Origin of the sequence: Mesorhizobium sp. M0938 (assembly GCF_040319125.1) — a bacterium.
Lineage (GTDB): Bacteria > Pseudomonadota > Alphaproteobacteria > Rhizobiales > Rhizobiaceae > Mesorhizobium > Mesorhizobium robiniae.
This window is the reverse complement of sequence record NZ_JAMYNS010000016.1, coordinates 26,621-47,738: the sequence shown is the minus strand read 5'-3', so window position 1 is coordinate 47,738 and position 21,118 is coordinate 26,621. Positions and strand designations below refer to the sequence as shown.

Below are 21,118 nucleotides of genomic sequence, written 5' to 3'. Positions count from 1 at the left end.
CCCGATGCTACTGCGGCCATGAGTAGACGCGGCGTATTGGGTCGTAGCGGGCAGCTTCCAAAGCCGCCGGCGTGAACATGTTTCCTTTCGAGAGCGAGCGATTCGCGGCGTAATCGGCGGATAAGGCCTGGCAGCGATCGGTGATCGGGCGGATGCGCTTCTCCCACTCGACCAGCGCGTCCTCCACGGACCCACCCGCCTCCAGGTCTTGCGACAGGCTGAAGGCATTGACCATCGAGCAACCCGCGCCCTGCGCAAGGGCCGGGCACATTGCATGGGCGGCATCGCCTACCAGCGCGACCTTGCCTCTCGTCCAGCTATCCAGCTTGGTCGTCTCGTATTTGTCGTACCTGGCGGTCGTGAGCTTCGCCGCTTCGACGAGGCACGGCTCGAGGAACGGAAACATCTCTACCCAGACCTCGAGATCGATCGGAACGTGCGATCCGCGCGGATCAGCCGCCGGAGCCATCATGCCGAGGTAAAGTTCCTTCTTATTGCAGGGCGAATAGAGGATGCGCTGAACCCGAGGGCTGAAGTTCCACATGTCGATGGTGTTATCCCACTCGCCATCGCCGAGCTCTTCCTTCTTGCGGGGCACGATCAGGCGTATGATACCGTCCGTGGCGCTCCATCGATCCTGCTTGAAGCCGATGGAATCTCTGACCTTGGAGCCGACGCCGTCGGCGCCGACGATCAGGTCGGCTTCCAGGACCTCGCCAGTCCGGAGGGTAAGGCGACCCTCCGGATCGGCGGTGACCGCTTCGGAATTGACGCGCATCTCGACACCTACGGCACGAGCGCGACTGACCAGAGCATCGTGCAGATGGCGCCGGGTCATGATGCGCCACGGGAGACCGTTGAACGTTTCCTTGGAAATGGACTTGTTGTGCATCCAGGTCTCGTAGGTGGGGGGTGTGTGCGAGCCTTCGAGAACTTCGTCCAGGGCGCCCAGTCCTTCGAGCACGCGAAGGCCATTGTGCCAGAGATAGATGCCGGCGCCGAATGCCCGCAGCTCAGAGCTTTTTTCGTGCAGGCGCACGTCCCATCCGTTTTGCCTCAGAGCAATGGCGGCGGTCAGGCCGGCAAAGCCGCCGCCGGCGACCTCGGCACGACGCGTTCTGCCGGAAGATATATTTACGTTGGCCATTTTCTGATCCTGCTGCATACAAATGACGGCACTTCGCTGTCAGGCGTCTATGAAGTTGGTGATGGCTTTCAGGGTGATCTCGGGAGAGACCTCGTTGACGTAGTGGTCGGCATCCGGAACGACGACGACAGGCAGGTCGGGCCGCAGGCGACTTGTCTTGGCCAGAGCCGCCGCGGAAACCAGCTTGCTTGCCTCACCCCGAACGACGAGAACAGGCTTCGTGACCTCCCGATAGGTCGGCGCCAGGTCCGATCGAAGGCCTCTGGCGGTCTGCGCCATAGCCGCGGGGGAGGCCAGTGGCCGCAGCCCGCCTTCGACCGGCTGATAGCCACTTTGGGCTCTGATCTTGATGGCATCGGCGGGAATGTTGGGATAGCGCCCGGCGAGATACGCTTCGATGGCCGCTACATCGTCGAAAAGCTGGTCCCCGGAGTTCACTCGCGCTTCCAGCGCGTCGAACGCTTCAGTCTCGATGTACGGGGTGAAGTCGATCGCGACGACCGACCGCACCAAGTCCGGGTATTTCGCTGCGGCCGTGACGGAATTTCTGGCACCGAGCGAATGTCCGACCAGGATGGCACGGCCCCGGTCGAGAATCCGTATCAGGCCGGCAATGTCGTCCGCATAGTCATCGGCTTCGTAGCCGCTTTCGGGCTTGTCGCTGAGACCGTGTCCCCGCTGGTCAACCGCAATGGTCGTGAACCGATCGGACAACTTGGCCATCAGCGGCCCGAACACGGCGGAATTGGAGGTTATTCCATGGAAGAACAGCATCAATGGGCCGTTGCCCTGCTCGCGCACGTTCAAGGCGATGCGGCCAATGTCTAGACGTCGCGAGTCCAAATGATCGGAAGGCCTGTCTGCCGCCATGCTTATGATCCTTGCCGCCACTGCCCGTGCCCCGCAAAAGGATCATAGGAAGCCGATGCGCGTCAAGAGGATTGTCAGACAATCTTCATATTTGACAATCTGACTATCCCGCTGTCAAACTCCCACTGCCGGGCGTATCATGCTCAACAACGACTCGGCGGCACACGAGAACTGACCCATGCCCGTAGATTTCAATTTTCGGATCTCGCCACGAACCGTGCAGCAGGAGACGGTGGACAAGCTACGGCTGGCCATCTTTTCCGGGCTGTTTCAGCCGGGAAGCCGGCTCATCGAAAGTCAGCTGTGCACGGAACTCGGCATCAGCCGCCCCTCCCTGAGGGAGGCCCTGCGCAGCCTCGAGGCCGAGCGCCTGATCGAGATTGTACCCAATCGCGGACCCTCGATACCGGCACTTTCGTGGGAGGTGGCAACCGCCATCTATGAAGTTCGAGAGCTGCTGGAAGTCGAAGCAGCGGGACGATGCGCCTTGCGAATTTCCCCCGAACAATTGCGTGAACTCGAGCGATCCCTGTCCGCGTTCGAACAAGCGGCCTCCAGCAATGACAGCCTGGCGCAGGTGATGACGGCCGCGGATTTCTATTCGATCATACTGGCCAATTGCGGGAATCCAGTCCTGGAGGAAGTCCATCGCGGTCTGGTGGCCAGGATAAGCTTCTTTCGAGGCCGATCCATGTCATTGGAAGGCAGAGCACAAAGCAGCCTGGCGGAGATGAGGGAGATAGTCGAAGCCATCGCCGCGGGCGACGAGGAAGCCGCCCGCAAGGCCTCGAGGCAGCACGTCCTGAAGGCAAAAGCCGCCGCCAAGAGATCCATGGACGGCGCAGTTTGAGTTGTCGAAAGAGGTTGCCGCGTCTGACGACGCGTCCCTTCACGACATTGCGCATCGAGACTATCGGCCGAATGCGGATCCGTGCGCCGGGCCTGAACCACGCCGGATGCCGGCTGTCGAACCAAGCAAGCGCCAGACGGAGTGATGATGACCAGTGCCAATGTTGAGCGGAGACTGAACTGTAGTATTGCCATCGTCGGCGGCGGCTCGGCTGGCGCGTTGCTGGCAGCACGACTGAGCGAGGAGCCGGGCCGCCGCGTGCTGCTGATCGAGGCAGGCGCAGAGGCGGCGGATCCCGACATCTGGAACCCTGCCGCGTGGCCGCTGCTTCAGGGCCGCGACTATGATTGGGACTATCGCACTGAGCCGCAAGCCGGGACTGCGGGACGGGTACATCGCTGGGCGCGCGGGCGGTTGGTCGGCGGCTCGAGTTGCCTGCATGCGATGGGATATATGCGCGGTCATCCTTCCGACTACCAGGCCTGGGCCGATACGACTGGTGATCGCCGCTGGAGTTGGGAGGGACTTCTGCCAGTTTTCCAGGCTATCGAAGACCACCCGCTTGGTGGCGACGGCATCCATGGCAAGGAGGGGCCGTTGCCGGTCTATTTGCCGGCGGATGAAGTCAGTCCGGTTGCTCGCGCCTTCATTGAAGCAGGCGCATCGCTGGGTCTGCCTCGGCTTCAGGGCCACAACAACGGGGAGATGATCGGTGTTACCCCCAACTCCTTGAATATTCGTGACGGGCGGCGGGTTACAGTGGCGGACGCATGGCTGACGCCAGCTGTTCGAGGCCGGCCAAACCTGACCATCCTTACGCAAGCCCGGGTGCGGCGGCTCAAATTGGACGGCAATCAGGTCTGCAGTCTGGAAATCGTCGGGCGACAGGGTTCGGTCGAAGCCTTCGCGGATCAGGTCGTGCTTTGTGCAGGAACACTGGAAAGTCCGGCTTTGCTGATGCGCTCGGGCATAGGTCCGCACGGTACGCTGGACGCCGCGGGCGTCGGCTGTCTGATCGACATGCCGGGGGTCGGTCGAAACCTGCAGGACCACCTGCTTGGCGCCGGCAACCTTTACGCTGCCCGCAAGCTGGTTCCTCCGTCACGCCTCCAGCATTCCGAGTCGATGGCCTACATGCGAGCGGGCAACTTCGCCGCTAACGGGCAGCCTGAAATAGTCGTCGGTTGCGGCATCGCTCCGATCGTGTCGGAATGCTTCCAGGCACCCGCCGCCGGCACGGCGTATTCGCTGCTGTTCGGGATCACCCACCCGACGAGTCGCGGCAGCATAAATATAAGCGGGGCAGAGATCGGCGATCGACTGATCATCGACCCCGCGTACTTGCAAACCGGTCGCGACCGAGAACTGTTTCGCCAAGCTCTTGAGGCGGCACGGGCGGTCGGGCATCGAGATGAACTCGCCGATTGGCGAGAGCGGGAACTCCTGCCGGGGACTCTGAACAGTGTAGCCGAGATAGACGACTTCGTAGCGCAGTCGGTCATCACCCACCATCATCCTTGCGGCACCTGCAGGATGGGCAAGGATGCAGATGCTGTCGTCGATTCGGATTTGCGGTTAAAAGCGCTCGACAATCTCTTTATCGTAGATGCTTCGATCATGCCTAACCTTACAAGCGGTCCAATTCATGCTGCGGTTCTCGCGATCGCCGAGACGTTCGCTCGGACTGTGGCCTACGACATGGTCTAATTCACGGTTCAAGTCTGGACCGGTTCCACTCATGTGTTGCTCACCAGCATGCCAGTCAGGTTCGTCTGCGCATGGCCTCCCCGTCGCCACGATCGGACATAGCTACTCGTATGGCTGGACGCTTGCAGTAATCGACTGGAAACAAAGTTAGATTTCCGTCGTTTAGATTCCGCCTCTGGCATTTTTCCCTGGAAATTTCAGCAATTTATGCCGCTGCGGTCGGCTTGGCTAACCAGTTAGCGGAAATCAGCCTGTCGTGAAACTGCATGTTGCGTAGCATTCCCGCCGCCTTTCAAGCATTACCTGCGCCGGACACGGCGGTCTCGTCCGGCGAAACACCTTTGCTCGCACCGGGCAGATGACGGATTTGATTTGCTTGGTGATCCCCCTTCCTTAGGGCAAACTGCCTGCTGGGGCTCGAGGAGGAGAAATGAGAGCACGCGCAGCAACGGTTGGAGATCTGGAAGCTCTTTTCCGGGATCTGTCAAAGCGGATATCGGACGAGTACGCCGCGGCCGGCAAGGACAGCAAGATCGCGTACGACAATCTGATGATGAATTTGAAAGAAGGCCGTGCTCATGCGCTTGTCCAGGGTGAAAAGACCGTGGCGATCATCGCATGGCACGAGCATAGCGACGCTGCAGATACGCTATTCGCCGCACAGGAGGATTTCTTCAGCGCCGCGACCGTTCGCTTCTGCAAGCGGCACATTCGCCATATCCAGGCGCTCGCCGGCAACCTCCCCATCCACTCGCGCAGCTGGCTCCAGAGACCGGACGTCGCGAAATGGTTTCGAATAATCGGCTATGTCGAACGAGGCCAGGACAACGGCGCCAACCTGTTCGAACTGCCGCCGGCTCGCTCCGCATAAGAAATCCAGGCGTGCTGCGAAACGCTGTCATTGAGTTTCGGTAGCGCCGCGCTCGCATCGGCGTGCCGATGGTTGAATCCAACTGAAGCCCGTTCGGACTATAAGGACTAGGGCCGGATTCTTTCTCAAGGAATGTCGGACGCAAAGTTCTCGTCACGTTCTTTGCAGGCCAGCAGCCACAGGAGGAGACGAATGACCATCCGCACCCGCATCTCGCCAAATCTCTGGTTCGATTTCAATGCCGAGGAAGCTGTCGACTTCTATGTTTCGATCTTTCCGAATTCAAAGGTGATGCGCACATCGCATTATCTGAAGGACAGCCCCGGACCGGAAGGCGAGATCATGACCATCGAGTTCCAGCTCGACGGCCTGATCTTCACCGCCATCAATGGCGGACCGCAGTTCAAGTTCAACGAGGCGGTGTCGTTCCTCGTCGAGTGCAAGGACCAGACTGAGGTGGACAGCTACTGGAATGCGCTTCTGGCGGGCGGCGGCGAGCCGGGACCTTGCGGCTGGCTGAAGGATCGCTTTGGCCTGTCATGGCAGGTCAACTGGGCACCGCTGATCGACATGCTGCTCGATGCCGACAAGGAAAAGGCCGGCCGTGCGATGCAGGCAATGCTCAAGATGGGCAAGCTGGATGTTGCTACCCTGCAAAAGGCCTATCAAGGAGAGTAGGACAAGCAATCACGCTCATGCGCCAACCAAAAAGGCCCGCCGCTCCATTTGCGAAGCGGCGAGGCCCCATATTCGGGGACGATTGCCGGGGTGTTGCCCGGCATTGCCTACGGTGCAATTCAGGTGCCAGACATGTTGACCCATAATGGGTCACCGCATCCGGGAAGCGCTAACCATCTTCCGCGATCACACCACTGCCATATCTCGCCATTCCTGCTATGTTTCCTTGCGGCGGACCTGATTTCCGCCTGGCCGGCGCCCATCAGGCAATCTACCCCAACGCCCCCCAAAGTGGCGCCGGCCAATCTTCCCCACCGACATCGTCAAACACGGCCCTTGCGAAGGCGAAGCTTCGCTAGGTCCTATGGTCAACACCAAGCTGACCTCATATCGGGCACACATCTGGATCTGCGACTGGCAGAGGCGCCCTCGGCGCCGCGCTGGCGCGCCCAAGCACCTTCGGTTTAGGGATGATGCACCGCGAACGCCGCCTGAACGGCACGGTTGACCGTGACCGGCAGGATGGACATGTGGTTTTCGCCGGCATGCAGTTCGAAACTGGCGCTCAGGCCGGGGATTGCGCTGAGGCGCTCCGTCATCTGGCGCGCAAATTCGTCGGTGCGCGTCTCCTTCTTGTGCTCCAGGCGCTTTGCTTCGTCCACAGCACCTACCTGGAAGGGCGCCAGCTTTTCCGTCTCGTATTCGCCGACCGACAGGATCGCCTGCGCCTTCAAGTCATCCGGCACGGCGGTTTCGAACGCCTGGAGAAAGCGGTCGATGAGGCGATCCTCCCAGTAGATGGCTGGGCTGGCCGCGATCCAGGTCTGGAAGGCGAGAGGGCGAGTGAATAGGGCATAGAGCGCGAACAACCCGCCAAAAGAGTGGCCGTAAAGCGTTTGCCGGCCGCTGTCGATCCTGGCGCGGCTCGCCACCCACGGCTTCAATTCGTCCTCGATGAAGGCGAGGAATTCTTCCGCCCCGCCGGTCCTGACCTCCGGGCCGCCATCATGGAATGGCGGGTAGGTCTTGCCCGGCGGCGGACCGAGATCCCATGAGCGCCTGAGCGGATCGTAGGCGCCTGCCACGGGATAGCCGATGGTGACGATCACGCCGTGCTCGACATTGGTGCCGAGCGGGTAACCAGCCTGGGCACACATGGCGTCGACGGCGGTGCCGATCACGGCGTTGCCGTCGGTCATGTAGAGCACCGGCCAGCCGGCCTGTGGCTCTGGTTTTGCCGGCAGATGCAGGAATATCCGGTACGGTTCACCGCCATGCGCGGGAAGAAGATCGTGGACTGTGGTGTCAGCGATCAATGCGGGTGTCGAAATCAGTCGTTCGGACATGGGTGCCTCTTGCATCGTATCAGCGGCGGCGCAGCAGCCACATCAGCACCGGGCCGCCGATCAGCGTGGCGACGAGCCCGGCCGGAACCTGGCGCGGGAAGATGACGGTGCGGCCGATCCAGTCGGCGGCGACCATGATCAAAGCGCCAACCAGCACCGCGCCGGCGGCTTGCGGCAGCGCACGGGCGAGCCCAAGACGACGGGCGAGATGCGGCGCCATCAGGCCGATGAAGGTCAGCGGCCCGACGATCAGCGTCGACGAGGCCGTGAGCGCGGCGACCATCAGCAGCACAAGAAGCCGGGTTTTTGGCACATCGACGCCAAGCGACTGGACGGTGGAGGACCCGAGCGGCAGCATATCCAGCCAGCGCAGGAAAAGCGGGGCGAGCAGCAACAGGCAAAAGGCGATGGTGCCGGTCAGAAGCGCGGCACCCGCATCGACGCCATAGGTCGAGCCGGTGAGCCAGTTGAGGAGTTTCACGGCGCGCGGGTCGCCTGTGGCGGTCAGCACCAGGATCAACGCGTCGAACAGTGCCGTCAAAGCCACGCCGGCCAGCAGCAGGCGCTCCGGCGCATAGGCGGCGCGCCGGCCGACCGCCAGGGTCACTAGCAGAGCGGCGAAGGCGCCGATGGTTGCCGCCGCGGTCTGGGCCGGGCGGCCCGCGTCGGCGGGCGCGAACAGCGCCACCGTCATGCCGAGCGCCGCTCCGGCGCTGATGCCAAGCACCTCTGGGCTCGCCATCGGATTGCCGGTCAGCCGCTGCATCATCAGGCCGGCAAGCGCCAGCATTGCGCCGGCGGCAAACGCGGCGGACACACGGGGCCACCGCCATGACAGCAAGGGCTGCAACTGATCGCCGAAGGCGATTGTCCAGCCATTCGGCCCCGGCCCGCAGAGCAAGGCCAGCCCGAGCAGCAGAAGCAGGGACAGGCCGATCGCCGCCAGCACGAGGCCGGGCCGGCCTATTCTGGGCAGGCGCTCCGCGGTGAGTGCCGGAACCTCGAGGCCAAGCGCAAGGCGAGGCAGCAACCACAGCAACAATGGCGCGCCCAGCAGGGCTGTGATCGCGCCGGTCGGCAGCAGGTCGCCTTGCGGCCCCGTCGCCAATTGCACCGCTTGGTCGGCGGCCCACAACAGTGCTGCACCGATGAGCGGCGCGATCACCAGCCGCTGGCTCAGCCGGCGCGCGCCGCAAATGCGGGCAAGGGACGCCGCCGCCAGGCCGACGAAGCCGACCACGCCGACGGCAGCGACGACGAAAGCGATCAGCGCGACGGCCGCGCCAAGCCCGGCGAAGCGATATACGCCAAGCGGAAGGCCGAGGCTGCGCGCACCTTCATCGTCGAGGCCAAGCAGGGTCAGCGGCCGCACCATCAGGCCGATCGCCAAAGCCGCGGCACCGATGCGCGGCAACAGCCAAAGCGTCGTCGTCCAGTCCTGCTGGCCGAGCGAACCGGCGCCCCAGATAAACAGGCTGGTCAGCCATTCGTGCCGCAGCACGATGAGGGCAGCCCCGATCGCGCCGGCATAAAGGCTGACGACAAGCCCCGCCAACACGACGGAAAGCGGCGACAGGCCCTTGTGCCAGGAAAGGGCAAAGACGGCTGCAATCGCAACGAATGCACCGGCAAGCGCTACCCATTCGCGGCCGAAGGCGAGCAGGGAGGGCGCCAGAAGCGTCGCCAAGGCCAGCGCCAGATAGGCGCCTGCCGAGACGCCGACCGTTTCCGGCGAGGCCAGCGGGTTGCGCAGAACCTGCTGCAGAACGGTTCCGGCAAGCCCAAGGGCGGCACCGCACAAAAGGCTGACCGCAAGCCTGGGCAGGAAGGCATAGTGGACGAGAACCTGCTGCATGTCGTCGATATCGGGGGCGGTGAGCGATTGCAGCCAAAGTGCCGAAGGCAGTTGCACGGTGAGATTGGAGACAGTTGCCGCAGCCGCTGCCACTGACAGCACCGCACAGAGCAGGATCGCGACCACCGGCTGATTGCCGAACATGCGGCGCGGCCATGTCTGGCCAGCCAGCTTGCCACCCTCCACCAAGGCTGTTGCGTCCTCAGCCACGGGCAGCTTCCCCGCTCATCGCCTTGGTCAAGACGCGGGCGAAACGGGTGGCTGACGGCAGCGCGCCGAACATCAGTACGGCGGGAAGACGCATGATCGAGCGGTTGCGCACGAAGGGCATGGCATTCCAGACCGGGCTTTCGGTCAGCGTGCCGCCGGCGCCCTCGGGCAAGGGTTCGAGATAGGCAAGGCGCGCGTCGCTCGCGGTCGCCAGACCGTCGATGCCGACGGTCGAAAACCCCCAATAATTAGTCTCGCCCGTCCAGGCATTGCGCAGCCCGATACGGTCGAACACCTCCTGAAACAGACTTTTCCTGCCGTAGACGCGTACGTTGCGCGGATCCAAGAAGCTGACGACATAGATCGGTCGGGCCGAAAGCGGCGCCAGCTCCCGGCGAACTTCGAAAAAATAGGCGTCCGTCGCAGCGATCAGCGCTTCGCCTTCCCTTTCCTTGCCGACAAGCCTGGCCAACTGGCGGGTTGCCTCTATGGCGCGCTGATAGGGCTGTCCCGCTTCGGTATAAAGCCCGATCGTCGTCACCGGCGCCACGCGTTCGAGCAACGGCTTGATGCCGTCGAGATAGGGCATCGCCAGGATGATGTCCGGGGCAAGCTGCTGCAGCAGTTCGAGATTAGGTTCCAGCAAGGTGCCGACATCGGCGATCTCCGGCGGCAGCGGCGGTTCGACCACCCAGTTCTCCCAAACGTCGCGGCCGGCGATGGCTACCGGGTTGACGCCGAGCATGAGCAAGGTCTCGGCCAGCCCGTCATCCAGGCAGACGATGCGCAGCGGCTTAGCCTCGGCCGTCGAGGGCACAATGCCGGTGAAGGGCAGCGCGAAAAGCCCGAATGCCGCGCGCCGGGTCATTCGGTTGCGAGGGCGGATGGCCGTCTGGATGTGACGTTCAGGCACGGTCCTTGGTCTTTCCCTTCATCCGGGTGGGCATTTCCGGAATTTGGCTGGCGCTCGTCGATACCGGTTGACTAAGAAACATGACTTTATTAGTCAACATTGAAGATGATTAAAACGGTCAACATTTGTTGCGCGCGCCGAATCGATGCCGCGCGCTTCGCAGACAGTGAGGGTGATCGAGATGAGGTTGAGCGCATATCGTGCGGCAGGTCGGCGAAACGGTATTCCAAGCCAAGGCACCCTGATCGCTGCGACATGCCTCTCAGCCCTGCTCTGCACCCAGGCCCTCGCGCAGGAAGATACGGTCGAGCTCAACCCGATCAATATCGAGGGACAGACCGACAGCCCGATCGGCCCGGATGACGGCTACATCGCCAAGAACACCACCACCGGCTCGAAGACCGACACGCCGCTGAGGGAAATTCCGCAGTCGGTATCGGTGGTGACCCGCAAACAGCTCGACGACCGCCAGCCAGGGCAGCTTGAGGACGCGCTGTCCTATCTTGCCGGCGTCACCACTTCGCCATGGGGCATTGACCAGCGCTTCGACCAGTGCCTGATCCGCGGCTTCGACCTCTGCACCTCGGCGATCTACCGCGATGGTCTGCCGCAGAAAGTGATCGACTTCTCCGGATTCAAGATCGAGCCCTACGGACTGGAGCGCGTCGAGGTGCTGAAGGGGCCGTCCTCGGTTCTCTATGGCGAGAACGAGCCCGGCGGCATGGTCAACGCGATCAGCAAGCGGCCGACGGGTACGCCGATCTATGACGGCTTCCTCAGCTATGGCAGCTTCAACACGGTCGAGGCCGGGCTCGATGTCGGCGGGCCGATCGATGATGCCGGCGTGTGGTCCTACCGGCTGACCGGGCTGGTTCGCAACGGGGAGATCCAAACCGACTATTCTCGCAACGATCGCATCTTCGTCGCGCCGGCGCTGACATGGCAGCCGGATGCGCAGACCTCGCTGACCATCCTGGCCAACTACCAGTGGGACCGGCTGACGCCGATTCAGTTTCTGCCGGCAGAGTACCGCAATCTGCCACGCAATTTCTTCACCGGCTCGCCGGACTTCGACCGCTTCGATGCCAACCACGGCGCCATCGGCTACCAGTTCAGCCATGAGTTCGACGACAATTGGACGGTGCGGCAAAACCTCCGCTATTCGCAGCAGGAGACCGACTACCGCCAGCTCTACTATGGCGAATGGCTTGGCGGCCCAGACATGATCAACGACCATACGATGGCACGCACGCTGTTCACGGTGGATGAAACGGCGAGGCTGTTCAGCGTCGACAACCAGGCCGAATACAAGGCGAACTTCGGCTCCGTCGAAAACAAGCTGCTGTTCGGTCTCGACTACAACAGGCAGTCGGTCGACGGGCAAAATGGTTACGGCGAGGGGCCGCCGCTCGACACGCTGGACCCGGACTACTCAATCCCGATCACGCCGCCGAGCCTGATTATTACGGATCGCGTGCAGACGATTAGCCAGGTCGGTCTCTATGCGCAGAACCAGTCCAAGATCGACGATCACTGGATCCTGACCCTCGGCGGCAGGCAGGCCTGGGTTGACAATACCAACCGGGACCGGCTCAGCAGCGCAGGTAGCTACGATCAGAAAGATCACGCCTTCACCGGCAATATCGGCGTCGGCTATCTCTTCGACAACGGTCTGACGCCCTATGCCAGTTATGCCGAATCCTTCACCACCAATATCGGCCAGTCCCAGTTTGGAGGTGCATTCCAGCCTTCGCTGGGAAAGCAGTACGAAGTCGGCGTAAAGTACGAACCAAGCTTCTTCCCCGGTTTCATCACTGCTTCGCTGTTCGACCTGCGCAAGACCAACGTGCTGACGACCGATCCAAGTGATCCCCTCTTCCAGGTCCAGACCGGAGAAGTCCGCCATCGCGGCCTCGAGATCGAGGCCAATGCCGACCTTGCTTTCGGCCTGAGCATGACTGCCGCCTACACCTATCTCGACGCGGAGATAACCAGCGATACCACCGACGTCGTTGGCAATCGCCCGTCGATGGTGCCGGAACACCAGGCCTCGCTGTGGGCCAATTACGAGGTCGGCAACGGAACGCTTGAGGGCTTAAGCGTCGGCGCGGGCGTGCGGTACATTGGTGCAAGCTTCGGCGACAACGCGAACGCGGTCAGTGTGCCCGGCCGCACGCTGGTCGACGCAGCACTGCGCTACAAGAAGAATGGCTGGCAGGCCGCGCTCAACATCTCCAACCTGTTCGACAAGACCTACTATTCGACTTGCTATAGGGCCGGCAGCAATGAAGACCTCAGCTGCATCTATGGCGAAGGCCGCGTCATCAAGGGCAGCCTCAGCATGAAGTTTTAGAGGCATCCAGCTCCTGAGCGGCGGACGAATCGATTCGTACCGCCGCTCGAGCTTTTTTCTGAACACGGATTTTCGCAAACCGGCCCCACTTTGGGTTCGATGCTCCGGCATCATGTTTCCTCCATGAACGCACTGCATGCTGAAACGGCTCCGACTGGTGATTCCAGCTGGGCAGATCCCCCTGGAACGGCAGGACGACCCGATATAAATCCGAAAAACTGGTGGCAAGCAGCGGCCAGAAAGTGTTGAAGACCGTGCCGATCGCATTCCACGCGGCGCGATCCAGTTGCGCTCGGCGGGGCTTGATGATTTGTTGCCGCTTCAAGGAGAATGAATGATGCGCGAGCCTGTCGGTCAAGACGAATATGGGTCGGCCAACCCCTTCGACCCGGATGACCTGTCGACGTTGAACGCGATGGGCCCGGCTGTGGCCAGCAACGATTTCGAGAAATACGCGGTCGCCGTGATCATCGTGTTCGGCGCCCTCATCATCGGCGGCTTGATGGCCGCATCCCTGGCCTTGGGGCACCGTAACGGCTTCCTTTACGCGCTTGGCGGCGCCACCGCGGCCTGGATATCCGGAAATGCGCTCCTGCTCGACCGGCCCCGTATCTATGCCGTGTTTGTCGGCATCGCGGCGGTGATGCTGATCGCGTCCACCATCACCTTGGTCATCTGACCAGGCAAATCAATATCCGATTGCCTCGCCGGATGCGGCGCGGCTGTCGATGGCGCCATTGTAGCGGGCGCCGCCGCCCTTTTCGATCTCGGCCAGGCTCTTGCCGCCGACCAGGATGCCGGCCGCCTGGCCCCACGTCGCCTCGGTGACATCGAGGTGGTAGCCCATGCCAGCAAGCAGCTTTTCGGTATCGGGCGACAGGCCGAACGGTTCGATATAGACCGTGTCGGGCAGCCACTGATGGTGGATGCGCGGCGCGTCGATCGCCTCCTGGATGTTCATGCCGTGATCGACGACATTGACGATCGCTTCCAGCGTGATGGTGATGATGCGCGAGCCGCCGGGGCTGCCGATGACCATGAACGGCTTGCCGTCTCTGGCGACGATGGTCGGGCTCATTGAAGACAATGGCGTCTTCCTCGGCGCGATCGCATTCGCCTCGCCCTGGACGAGGCCATAGAGATTGGGCACGCCCGGTTTCTGGGTGAAATCGTCCATCTCGTTGTTGAGCAGGATGCCGGTGCCGTCGGCGACGACGCCGGCGCCGAACGAGCCGTTCAGTGTGTAGGTCACCGCGACGGCATTGCCGTCATTGTCGACGATCGAATAATGCGTCGTCTCCTGGCTCTCGCCAAAACCCTTCGGCATCAATTCCTGCGACACGCCGGCCCGGAACGGATCGATCTTCTCGCGGATTTCTTTCGCATAATTCTTGTCGAGCAGCTTTTCGACCGGATTGTCAACGAAATCGGGATCGCCAAGAGCCGAGTTGCGGTCGACATAGGCATGGCGCATCGCCTCGACCATGACTTTGACGGTTTCGGCGGAACCTGCACCGAGATAGGATAGCGGGTAGCCTTCCAGCACGTTGAGGATTTCGCAGATAATGACGCCGCCCGAGCTCGGCGGCGGCGAGGAGGTGATCTCATAGCCACGGTAGTTGCAGGTCACCGGCTCGAGCTCGCGAACCGCATAGTTCTCGAAATCCGCCTTGGCCAGAATGCCGCCCTTCTCCGCGCTCGCCTTGACGATGCCGTCGGCGATCGGCCCCTTGTAGAAGGCATCGCGACCCCGCTCCGAAATGGCCGCGAGCGAGGCGGCGAGATCGGCCTGAACAAGGCGCTCGCCAATGGCATAAGGCTTGCCGTCCGGCTTCAGGAAGATGGCGGCCGCGGCCGGGTCCTTAGCCAGCCGCTCGGCGCCGCCTTCGAGTGAGGCGACGTCGCCCTGCTCCAGCACGAAGCCGTCCTTGGCATAGCGGATCGCCGGCGCCATTAGGTCCTGCCGCGTCAGCGTGCCGTATTTTTCCCGTGCGGTCTCGAAGCCGGCCACCGACCCCGGCACGCCGACCGCGAGATAGCCGTCGAGGCTGGCGCCCTTCATCGGCTTGCCGTCCTTGTCGAGATACATGGTCTTCGTCGAGGCGAGCGGCGCCCGCTCGCGGAAATCGAGGAACGTCGAGCGGCCGTCCTTGAAGCGGATAGTCATGAAGCCGCCGCCGCCAATATTGCCGGCGTTCGGGTAGACCACAGCCAGTGCGTAGCCAACGGCGACCGCCGCATCGACGGCGTTGCCGCCCTTCTTCAACACCTCGACGCCGACTTCCGACGCCAGATGCTGGGCGGTCACCACCATGCCATGCTCGCCCTTCGCCGGCTGGGGCGAAGCGGCGAATGCGGGGGCCAGCGGCGCAAAGGTCAAGGTGAGGGAAAGGCTGACGGCGATTAGGGTGCGGCGGTGCATGGCCGTTCTCCGAGGGGCGTTTGGATGCGCCTAGAAGACCCTGTCGGAGAGGTTGAGTCTACTGACAATGGTAGAAAGATTCGGGGGTTTTGCACGCCTGTGCCGGTTCGCTTCATAAAGCACCGTCGCGCTCTTCGGCTGATGTAACGGCATGGATTCCATGCCGTGACCTCTCAGCGTCGCGGCGTTGGTGGTAAGCCTATTCTTCACGCCCCGCCGTTTGTCTTGCTTTGTGCCAGCAGTTATGCTAGTAATTCCTGCATAATACTGATTTGCGCCAATGACCCGCCTCCGGCGGGTTTTTCGTTTTCAGACCGATCCTGACATCAAACAATTCCACCGCTGCCGCCGGCAACCGCTGGCCGTTCCGCCGCGACCTTGGCCCGGTAACCGGCCGCCCGATAAGCGGCGACCGGATCGATGGCGCCGCCCGTGTTCAGCCGCGCCATGGCGAGGATCGGCTCGACATCGGTGCGATAGGCGGCTTTCAGCGTCTGCGTCGCCATCAGCGCGTCGTTGGTGTCCTGATAGCCTTCCAGCGCCTTGCGGTCGACCAGCAGTGCCTGCGCATAGGCGCGCTGCACCTCGACCGCCGACAGCATCAGGCTCTCTATCGGATCGGTGACGTTGTGACTCTGGTCGAGCATGTGGGCCGGATCGAAGCCGTCGGCGCCGGAAAGCTCGGCATCGACCAGCTCGTTGAAGACGAGGAACAGCCGGTAGGGGTCGATGGAACCAGCGTCGAGGTCGTCATCGCCATATTTCGAATCGTTGAAATGGAAGCCGCCGAGTTTCTTGAACTGGATCAGCCGCGAGACGATCATCTCGATGTTGACGTTGGGCGCATGGTGGCCGAGGTCGACCAGGCAGAACGCCTTGTCGCCGAGCTCTTTGGCGATGATATAGTTGGTGCCCCAATCCTGCACGACCGTCGAATAGAAGGCCGGCTCGTACATCTTGTGCTCGGTGAACAGCTTCCAGTCGTCAGGCAGTCCGGCGTAGATTTCCTTCATGGCGTCGAGATAGCGCTCGAAGGCTCTGGCGAAATTGACCTGACCGGGGAAATTCGAGCCATCGCCGATCCACACCGTCAGCGCTTTGGAGCCGAGTGTTCTGCCGATCTCGATGCATTCGAGATTGTGCTCGACCGCCTGGTGGCGCGTTGCGGCATCGGCATGCGACAGCGAGCCGAATTTATAGGAAAGCTCCTGGTCCCTGGCGTTGGAGAAGGTGTTCGAATTCATCGCGTCAAAGCCGAGGCCGAAGCGGGAGGCCGCCTGTTTCAGCCGGTTTGGATCGGCCTTGTCCCAGGGGATGTGCAGCGAAACGGTCGGCGTCGCCTGCGTCAACTGCCGGATGACGGCGCAGTCCTCGATCTTGTCGAAGATGTCGCGCGGCTCGCCAGCGCCGGGAAAGCGGGCAAAGCGGGTGCCACCCGTGCCGACGCCCCAGGAAGGGATGGCGACCGCGAATTTCTCGACCTTGTCGCGGATGGCGTCGATGGTGATGCCGCGCCGGTCGAGCCGTTCGCCGAGCGAGGCGTAGTCGCGCTCGAGGTCGACCTTGCGCGCGGCATTGTCTTTCTCGACAATGTCGGCCGAAATAATCAACTCAGACAATGCAATTCCTCCCGGTACTCGTTCGGCTGGCGCCGCCCCTCATCCGCCCTTCGGGCACCTTCTCCCTGTAGAACAGGGAGAAGGAAAGCTTATCGCGTAAAACTCTGGGCGTTGCCGGCATCGACATTGACGATGTTGCCGGTCGACTTGGCCGACATGTCGGAGGCGAAGAAATAGATCGCCTCGGCGATGTCTTCGGGGAACACCGAACGCTTCAGCATCGAGCGCGAGCGATAATGCTCCTCCAGGTCGTCAGTCGACATCTTGTAGGCGGCGGCGCGCTGTTCCTTCCACTCACCGGTCCAGATCTTCGAGCCGCGCAACACGGCGTCAGGATTGACGACATTGACCCTGATCTGGGCTTCCGCCCCCTCCAGCGCCAGGCAGCGCGCCAGATGGATTTCTGCGGCCTTGGCCGTGCAATAGGCGGCGGCGTTGGGGGAGGCTGCAAGCCCGTTCTTGGAGGCGACGAAGACGACGTTGCCGCCGATCTTCTGCGCGCGGAACAGCCGGAAAGCTTCCCGCGAAACGAGGAAATAGCCGGTCGACAGGATGTCCATGTTCTTGTTCCACAGCGCCAGCGTCGTCTCCTCGATTGGCGCCGAGGTTGCCAGGCCGGCATTCGACACCAGAATATCGATGCCGCCGAACTCGACCGCCGTTTCGGCGAAGCCGGAGATCACCTGGTCTTCAGCGGTGACATTGATGACCAGCGGCCGCACGAAATCCTTGCCATAAGCCTGGGCCAACTCGTCATTGGCGCTGGCAAGTGCGGCCTCGTCGATATCGGCCAGCACGACGCAGGCGCCTTCGCGCAGCAGCCTTTTGGCGGTAGCGCGGCCAATGCCGCCGGCGCCGCCGGTGACCAGCACGATCTGGCCGGCAAGAGCCTTCGGCTTCGGCAGCCGCTGCAGCTTTGCCTCTTCGAGAAGCCAGTACTCGATGTCGAAAGCTTCCTGCTCGGGCAGGCCGACATAGGTCGACACCGTCGAGGCGCCGCGCATGACGTTGATGGCGTTGACATAAAATTCGCCCGATATGCGCGCCGTCGCCTTGTCGCCGGCGAAGGTGAACATGCCGACGCCCGGCATCAGATAGACCACGGCGTTCGGATCACGAACGGGTGGCGAATCCGCATGCTTGCACCTGTCATAATAGGCCTGATAGCCAACGCGATACTCCGCCACGTCGTCGGCGAGACGGGCGATGACGGCATCGACATCGGGATTGGCGGGATCGAACTCGATGACCAGCGGCCGGATCTTGGTGCGCAGGAAATGGTCCGGGCAGGACGTGCCGAGCGCTGCCAGCGGACGCAAATCCTTCGAATTGACGAATTCGAGCACGGCGGGCGAATCGTCGAAATGGCCAAGCTTGTGACTCTTCTCCGAGATCAGGCCGCGAATCCTCGGCATCAGTTTTGCCGCCACGGCACGACGCGCCGGTGCATCGAGCGATTTGACCACCTCGCCGCCGAAGATCGGCAAACCTTCGGACCGACGCTCGAACCACTCGATCGCCTGGTTGATCACCGCGATCGTCGTCTCGTAACATTCCCGAGGGGTGTCGCCCCAGGTGAACAGGCCATGGCTTGCCAGCACAACACCCTTGGCCTCAGGGTTCTCGAGGCAGAATTTTTCCAGCCACAGGCCAAGCTCGAAGCCCGGACGCTTCCATGGCAGCCAGCCGATCGCGTCGCCGAAGATCTCTTTGGTCAGCGCCTTCGAATCCTTGGCGGCGGCAATGGCGATGATGGCGTCCGGATGCATGTGGTCGACATGGGGCTTCGGCACAAAGGCGTGCAGCGGCGTGTCGATCGAGGCCGCGCGTGGGTTAAGACTGAACGTACAATGGGGCAGATAGCCGACCATTTCGTCCTCATGCTCGAGGCCGCGATAAAGGCCCTTCAGCGCCCTGAGCTTGTCCATGTAGAGCGTGGCGAAACCGTCCAGCTTGATCGAGGCGCTGTCGCCGCCCGAGCCCTTGACCCACAGCACCTCCACGCTTTCGCCGGTGAGCGGATCCTTTTGCCAGATCTTGGAAGAGGTGTTGCCGCCGCCATAGTTGGTGACGCGCTTGTCGGAGCCAAGAACATTCGAGCGATAGACGAGACGTTCCGGCTCGCTCATTGCCTGGGCTTTCGCCTCATCCCAAAGATTGGCGAGGCGCGTGCCGAAGCGCTTGTCGAGCATAGGTATCCTCCCGTGACGCGAGACGCGCAAACGGCGCGGTCCCTTTGGTCCGAACTTCTACGCAAGCGGCGGCGTTGTCAATCACAAACGATCAATATCAATCATACTGCGCTGCACAATGAATTTATCTGATCGGAAATGATTGACACTGCGCGTTTTGGGTGCCTAGATGCTGAGGCAGGGAGGAACCATGCACGAAAAAGAGCGCCACAGGATCATTCTGTCCGCCGTCCAGGAAAAGCCTGTGGTGACGGTGCAGGAAATGGTCGACCTGACGGACTCGTCCGAGGCGACGATCCGGCGCGACATCGCCGCATTGCACGTACAAAAGCGCCTGCGCCGCGTGCGTGGCGGCGCCGAGGCGATCACCCCGCCGCAGTTCATCGGCCTTGCCGGCCGGCCCTTTTCGGTCAACGAGACGATCAACGCTTCGCAGAAGCGGGCGATCGCGCGGGAAGCGGTGGAACTCTGCAAGGACGGCGAGCCGATCATCATCAATGGCGGCACCACCACCTTCCAGATGGTGCATTTCCTGATCGGCCGCCGCATGCCGATCTTCACCAATTCCTTCCCGATCGCCGAGCACCTGCTCAAGCATTCCAAGAACACGGTGATGCTGTCGGGTGGCACCATCTACCGCGAGCAGAACATCATCCTGTCGCCCTTCGACAATGACGTGACGCGCAATTTCTATGCCCGCCGCATGTTCATGGGCGCGCAAGGGCTCGGGCCGTTGGGCCTGATGGAAGGCGATCCGCTGCTGATCCAGGCCGAGCAGAAACTAATCGATCAGGCCGACGAGCTGGTGGTGCTGATCGATTCGTCGAAGTTCCGCAAACGCTCGAGCCTGATCCTGTGCGGCCTATCGCGCATCGCCACCGTCATCACCGACGACGGCATCGAAGATCGCGAGGCCAAGATGCTGGAAGCCGCTGGTGTGGCCCTGATCGTCGCCCGCACAGCGCTAAGCAATAAGGAAGAATCTTCGCTGCAGGCCTGAGGCTCGCAGCGGCGATGGAATGCAACGCTCAAGGGAGGATATTCGATGAGCTTTCTGAAGAAATTGATGGTTACGGCGGCGATCTCCGCCGCCATGTTCGTGAATGCCGCCTATGCCGAGAACGTCAAGATCGCCCTGGTGGTGAAGTCGCTCGGCAACGGCTTCTTCGATGCCGCCAACAAGGGCGCCGAAGAGGCGGCCAAGGAACTCGGCGGCGTCGACATCATCTACACCGGCCCGACCAAGGCGACCGCCGAAGCGCAGATCGAAGTGATCAATTCGCTGATCGCCCAGAAGGTCAACGCCATCGCGATTTCGGCCAATGACGCCGACGCGCTGGTTCCAGCGCTGAAGAAGGCGATGGATCGCGGCATCACCGTCATCTCGTGGGATTCGGGCGTCGCCCCGGAAGGCCGCCAGCTTCACCTGAACCCGTCCGACACCAACCTGATCGGCGAGACCATCATCAAGCTTGCCGCCGATTACCTGCCGGAAGGCGGCGATGTCGCCATCTTGTCGGCTTCGTCCACCGCGACCAACCAGAACGCCTGGATCGACGCGGCCAAGAAGGTGCTGCCGGAGAAATTCCCCAAGATCAACCTCGTCGCCACCGTCTATGGCGACGACGACTCGGCCAAGAGCACGGACGAGGCCAAGGGCTTGCTGAAATCCTATCCGAACCTCAAGGCGATCATCGCCCCGACCACGGTCGGCGTCGTGGCCGCCGCCCAGGTGGTGACCGACGAGAACCTGATCGGCAAGGTCAACGTCACCGGCCTGGCGCTGCCGTCGGAGTTCAAGAAGTTCATCGACAACGGCGCCAGCCAGGCGGTTGCGCTGTGGAATCCGATCGATCTCGGTTATTCGGCAGTCTACCTCGCCCATGACCTGGCGGTGAAGAAGGAAGAAGCCAAGCCGGGTGCTACGCTGTCGATCGGCCGCGTCGGCAAGGTTACGCTCGACGACACCAACTCGGCCGCGATGGCTCCGCCCTTCAAGTTCGACAAGTCGAACATCGAAGAGTTCTCCAAGATCTATTGATCCTGGAGCCTTCAACCTTGCGCGGCGGGACAGAGCTCCCGCCG

17 protein-coding genes are annotated in these 21,118 nt (G+C 62.1%); 8 read left to right on the top strand and 9 right to left on the bottom strand.

Annotated features, from left to right (window positions below; translation table 11 throughout):
• Nucleotides 1-7: 7 nt before the first annotated feature.
• Complete coding sequence (locus NKH73_RS24640) at nt 8-1,147, bottom strand: FAD-dependent oxidoreductase (RefSeq protein WP_352936979.1); 1,140 nt, start codon at nt 1,145-1,147, stop codon at nt 8-10.
• 39 nt (nt 1,148-1,186) lie between these two features.
• On the bottom strand, nt 1,187-2,023 hold the full coding sequence (locus NKH73_RS24635) for an alpha/beta fold hydrolase (protein ID WP_352937053.1): 837 nt from the start codon (nt 2,021-2,023) through the stop codon (nt 1,187-1,189).
• A gap of 172 nt (nt 2,024-2,195) precedes the next feature.
• Here NKH73_RS24635 and NKH73_RS24630 point away from each other — a divergent pair, with 172 nt between their 5' ends.
• The 4 genes from NKH73_RS24630 (at nt 2,196) to NKH73_RS24615 (ending at nt 6,123) form a co-directional block, all read left to right on the top strand.
• Nucleotides 2,196-2,867, top strand: coding sequence for a GntR family transcriptional regulator (locus NKH73_RS24630; protein WP_352936978.1), 672 nt, complete (start codon nt 2,196-2,198; stop codon nt 2,865-2,867).
• A gap of 147 nt (nt 2,868-3,014) precedes the next feature.
• Nucleotides 3,015-4,574, top strand: a complete 1,560-nt coding sequence (locus tag NKH73_RS24625) for a GMC family oxidoreductase (protein ID WP_352936977.1) — start codon at nt 3,015-3,017, stop codon at nt 4,572-4,574.
• A gap of 430 nt (nt 4,575-5,004) precedes the next feature.
• A complete protein-coding gene (locus tag NKH73_RS24620; protein WP_352936976.1) occupies nt 5,005-5,445 on the top strand; it encodes a hypothetical protein in 441 nt (146 codons plus the stop codon).
• Between the two features lie 192 nt (nt 5,446-5,637).
• Nucleotides 5,638-6,123 (top strand): VOC family protein, encoded by a 486-nt coding sequence (locus NKH73_RS24615; protein WP_352936975.1) that lies wholly within the window; start codon nt 5,638-5,640, stop codon nt 6,121-6,123.
• A 464-nt stretch (nt 6,124-6,587) separates the two neighbouring features.
• Here NKH73_RS24615 and NKH73_RS24610 read toward each other — a convergent pair whose 3' ends face one another.
• From NKH73_RS24610 to NKH73_RS24600, 3 genes are read right to left on the bottom strand one after another with little or no spacing between them, the layout of a single operon-like run.
• Nucleotides 6,588-7,469, bottom strand: coding sequence for an alpha/beta hydrolase (locus NKH73_RS24610; RefSeq protein WP_352936974.1), 882 nt, complete (start codon nt 7,467-7,469; stop codon nt 6,588-6,590).
• A gap of 19 nt (nt 7,470-7,488) precedes the next feature.
• Complete coding sequence (gene fhuB / locus NKH73_RS24605; RefSeq protein ID WP_352936973.1) at nt 7,489-9,534, bottom strand: Fe(3+)-hydroxamate ABC transporter permease FhuB; 2,046 nt, start codon at nt 9,532-9,534, stop codon at nt 7,489-7,491.
• Nucleotides 9,527-10,447 (bottom strand): ABC transporter substrate-binding protein, encoded by a 921-nt coding sequence (locus tag NKH73_RS24600; RefSeq protein ID WP_502893939.1) that lies wholly within the window; start codon nt 10,445-10,447, stop codon nt 9,527-9,529. The genes fhuB and NKH73_RS24600 overlap by 8 nt, the downstream gene beginning before the upstream one ends.
• A 187-nt stretch (nt 10,448-10,634) precedes the next feature.
• Here NKH73_RS24600 and NKH73_RS24595 point away from each other — a divergent pair, with 187 nt between their 5' ends.
• Entirely contained in the window at nt 10,635-12,800 is a 2,166-nt protein-coding gene (locus NKH73_RS24595; RefSeq protein WP_352936972.1) for a TonB-dependent siderophore receptor, read from the top strand.
• On the opposite strand, the gene NKH73_RS24590 is transcribed toward NKH73_RS24595, so the two are convergent.
• Nucleotides 12,784-13,158: a hypothetical protein gene (locus NKH73_RS24590; RefSeq protein ID WP_352936971.1), complete on the bottom strand. Its 375-nt coding sequence runs from the start codon at nt 13,156-13,158 to the stop codon at nt 12,784-12,786. The genes NKH73_RS24595 and NKH73_RS24590 overlap by 17 nt on opposite strands.
• Here NKH73_RS24590 and NKH73_RS24585 point away from each other — a divergent pair.
• Nucleotides 13,135-13,479, top strand: a complete 345-nt coding sequence (locus NKH73_RS24585; RefSeq protein ID WP_435528693.1) for a hypothetical protein — start codon at nt 13,135-13,137, stop codon at nt 13,477-13,479. The genes NKH73_RS24590 and NKH73_RS24585 overlap by 24 nt on opposite strands.
• A 9-nt stretch (nt 13,480-13,488) precedes the next feature.
• On the opposite strand, the gene ggt is transcribed toward NKH73_RS24585, so the two are convergent.
• The 3 genes from ggt to NKH73_RS24570 form a co-directional block, all read right to left on the bottom strand.
• The gene (gene ggt / locus NKH73_RS24580) at nt 13,489-15,222 is read right to left on the bottom strand and encodes a gamma-glutamyltransferase (RefSeq protein ID WP_352936970.1); all 1,734 of its coding nucleotides are present in this window, start codon (nt 15,220-15,222) and stop codon (nt 13,489-13,491) included.
• A gap of 326 nt (nt 15,223-15,548) precedes the next feature.
• A complete protein-coding gene (gene rhaI / locus NKH73_RS24575; protein ID WP_352936969.1) occupies nt 15,549-16,841 on the bottom strand; it encodes an L-rhamnose catabolism isomerase in 1,293 nt (430 codons plus the stop codon).
• Between the two features lie 89 nt (nt 16,842-16,930).
• A complete protein-coding gene (locus tag NKH73_RS24570) occupies nt 16,931-19,033 on the bottom strand; it encodes a bifunctional rhamnulose-1-phosphate aldolase/short-chain dehydrogenase (RefSeq protein ID WP_352936968.1) in 2,103 nt (700 codons plus the stop codon).
• Nucleotides 19,034-19,223: 190 nt separating this feature from the next.
• Between NKH73_RS24570 and NKH73_RS24565 the strand changes: the two genes are divergently transcribed.
• Complete coding sequence (locus tag NKH73_RS24565; protein ID WP_352936967.1) at nt 19,224-20,033, top strand: DeoR/GlpR family DNA-binding transcription regulator; 810 nt, start codon at nt 19,224-19,226, stop codon at nt 20,031-20,033.
• 45 nt (nt 20,034-20,078) lie between these two features.
• Entirely contained in the window at nt 20,079-21,074 is a 996-nt protein-coding gene (rhaS, locus tag NKH73_RS24560; protein ID WP_352936966.1) for a rhamnose ABC transporter substrate-binding protein, read from the top strand.
• Nucleotides 21,075-21,118 lie beyond the last annotated feature (44 nt).

Excerpts from the sequence above, each read along its gene's own strand:
- NKH73_RS24625 (WP_352936977.1), top strand. The coding sequence starts at position 3,015 with ATGACCAGTGCCAATGTTGAGCGGAGACTGAACTGTAGTATTGCCATC.
- NKH73_RS24570 (WP_352936968.1), bottom strand. The coding sequence starts at position 19,033 with ATGCTCGACAAGCGCTTCGGCACGCGCCTCGCCAATCTTTGGGATGAG.
- NKH73_RS24640 (WP_352936979.1), bottom strand. The coding sequence starts at position 1,147 with ATGGCCAACGTAAATATATCTTCCGGCAGAACGCGTCGTGCCGAGGTC.
- NKH73_RS24615 (WP_352936975.1), top strand. The coding sequence starts at position 5,638 with ATGACCATCCGCACCCGCATCTCGCCAAATCTCTGGTTCGATTTCAAT.
- NKH73_RS24630 (WP_352936978.1), top strand. The coding sequence starts at position 2,196 with ATGCCCGTAGATTTCAATTTTCGGATCTCGCCACGAACCGTGCAGCAG.
- rhaS (WP_352936966.1), top strand. The coding sequence starts at position 20,079 with ATGAGCTTTCTGAAGAAATTGATGGTTACGGCGGCGATCTCCGCCGCC.
- ggt (WP_352936970.1), bottom strand. The coding sequence starts at position 15,222 with ATGCACCGCCGCACCCTAATCGCCGTCAGCCTTTCCCTCACCTTGACC.
- NKH73_RS24620 (WP_352936976.1), top strand. The coding sequence starts at position 5,005 with ATGAGAGCACGCGCAGCAACGGTTGGAGATCTGGAAGCTCTTTTCCGG.
- NKH73_RS24565 (WP_352936967.1), top strand. The coding sequence starts at position 19,224 with ATGCACGAAAAAGAGCGCCACAGGATCATTCTGTCCGCCGTCCAGGAA.
- NKH73_RS24585 (WP_435528693.1), top strand. The coding sequence starts at position 13,135 with ATGATGCGCGAGCCTGTCGGTCAAGACGAATATGGGTCGGCCAACCCC.
- NKH73_RS24610 (WP_352936974.1), bottom strand. The coding sequence starts at position 7,469 with ATGTCCGAACGACTGATTTCGACACCCGCATTGATCGCTGACACCACA.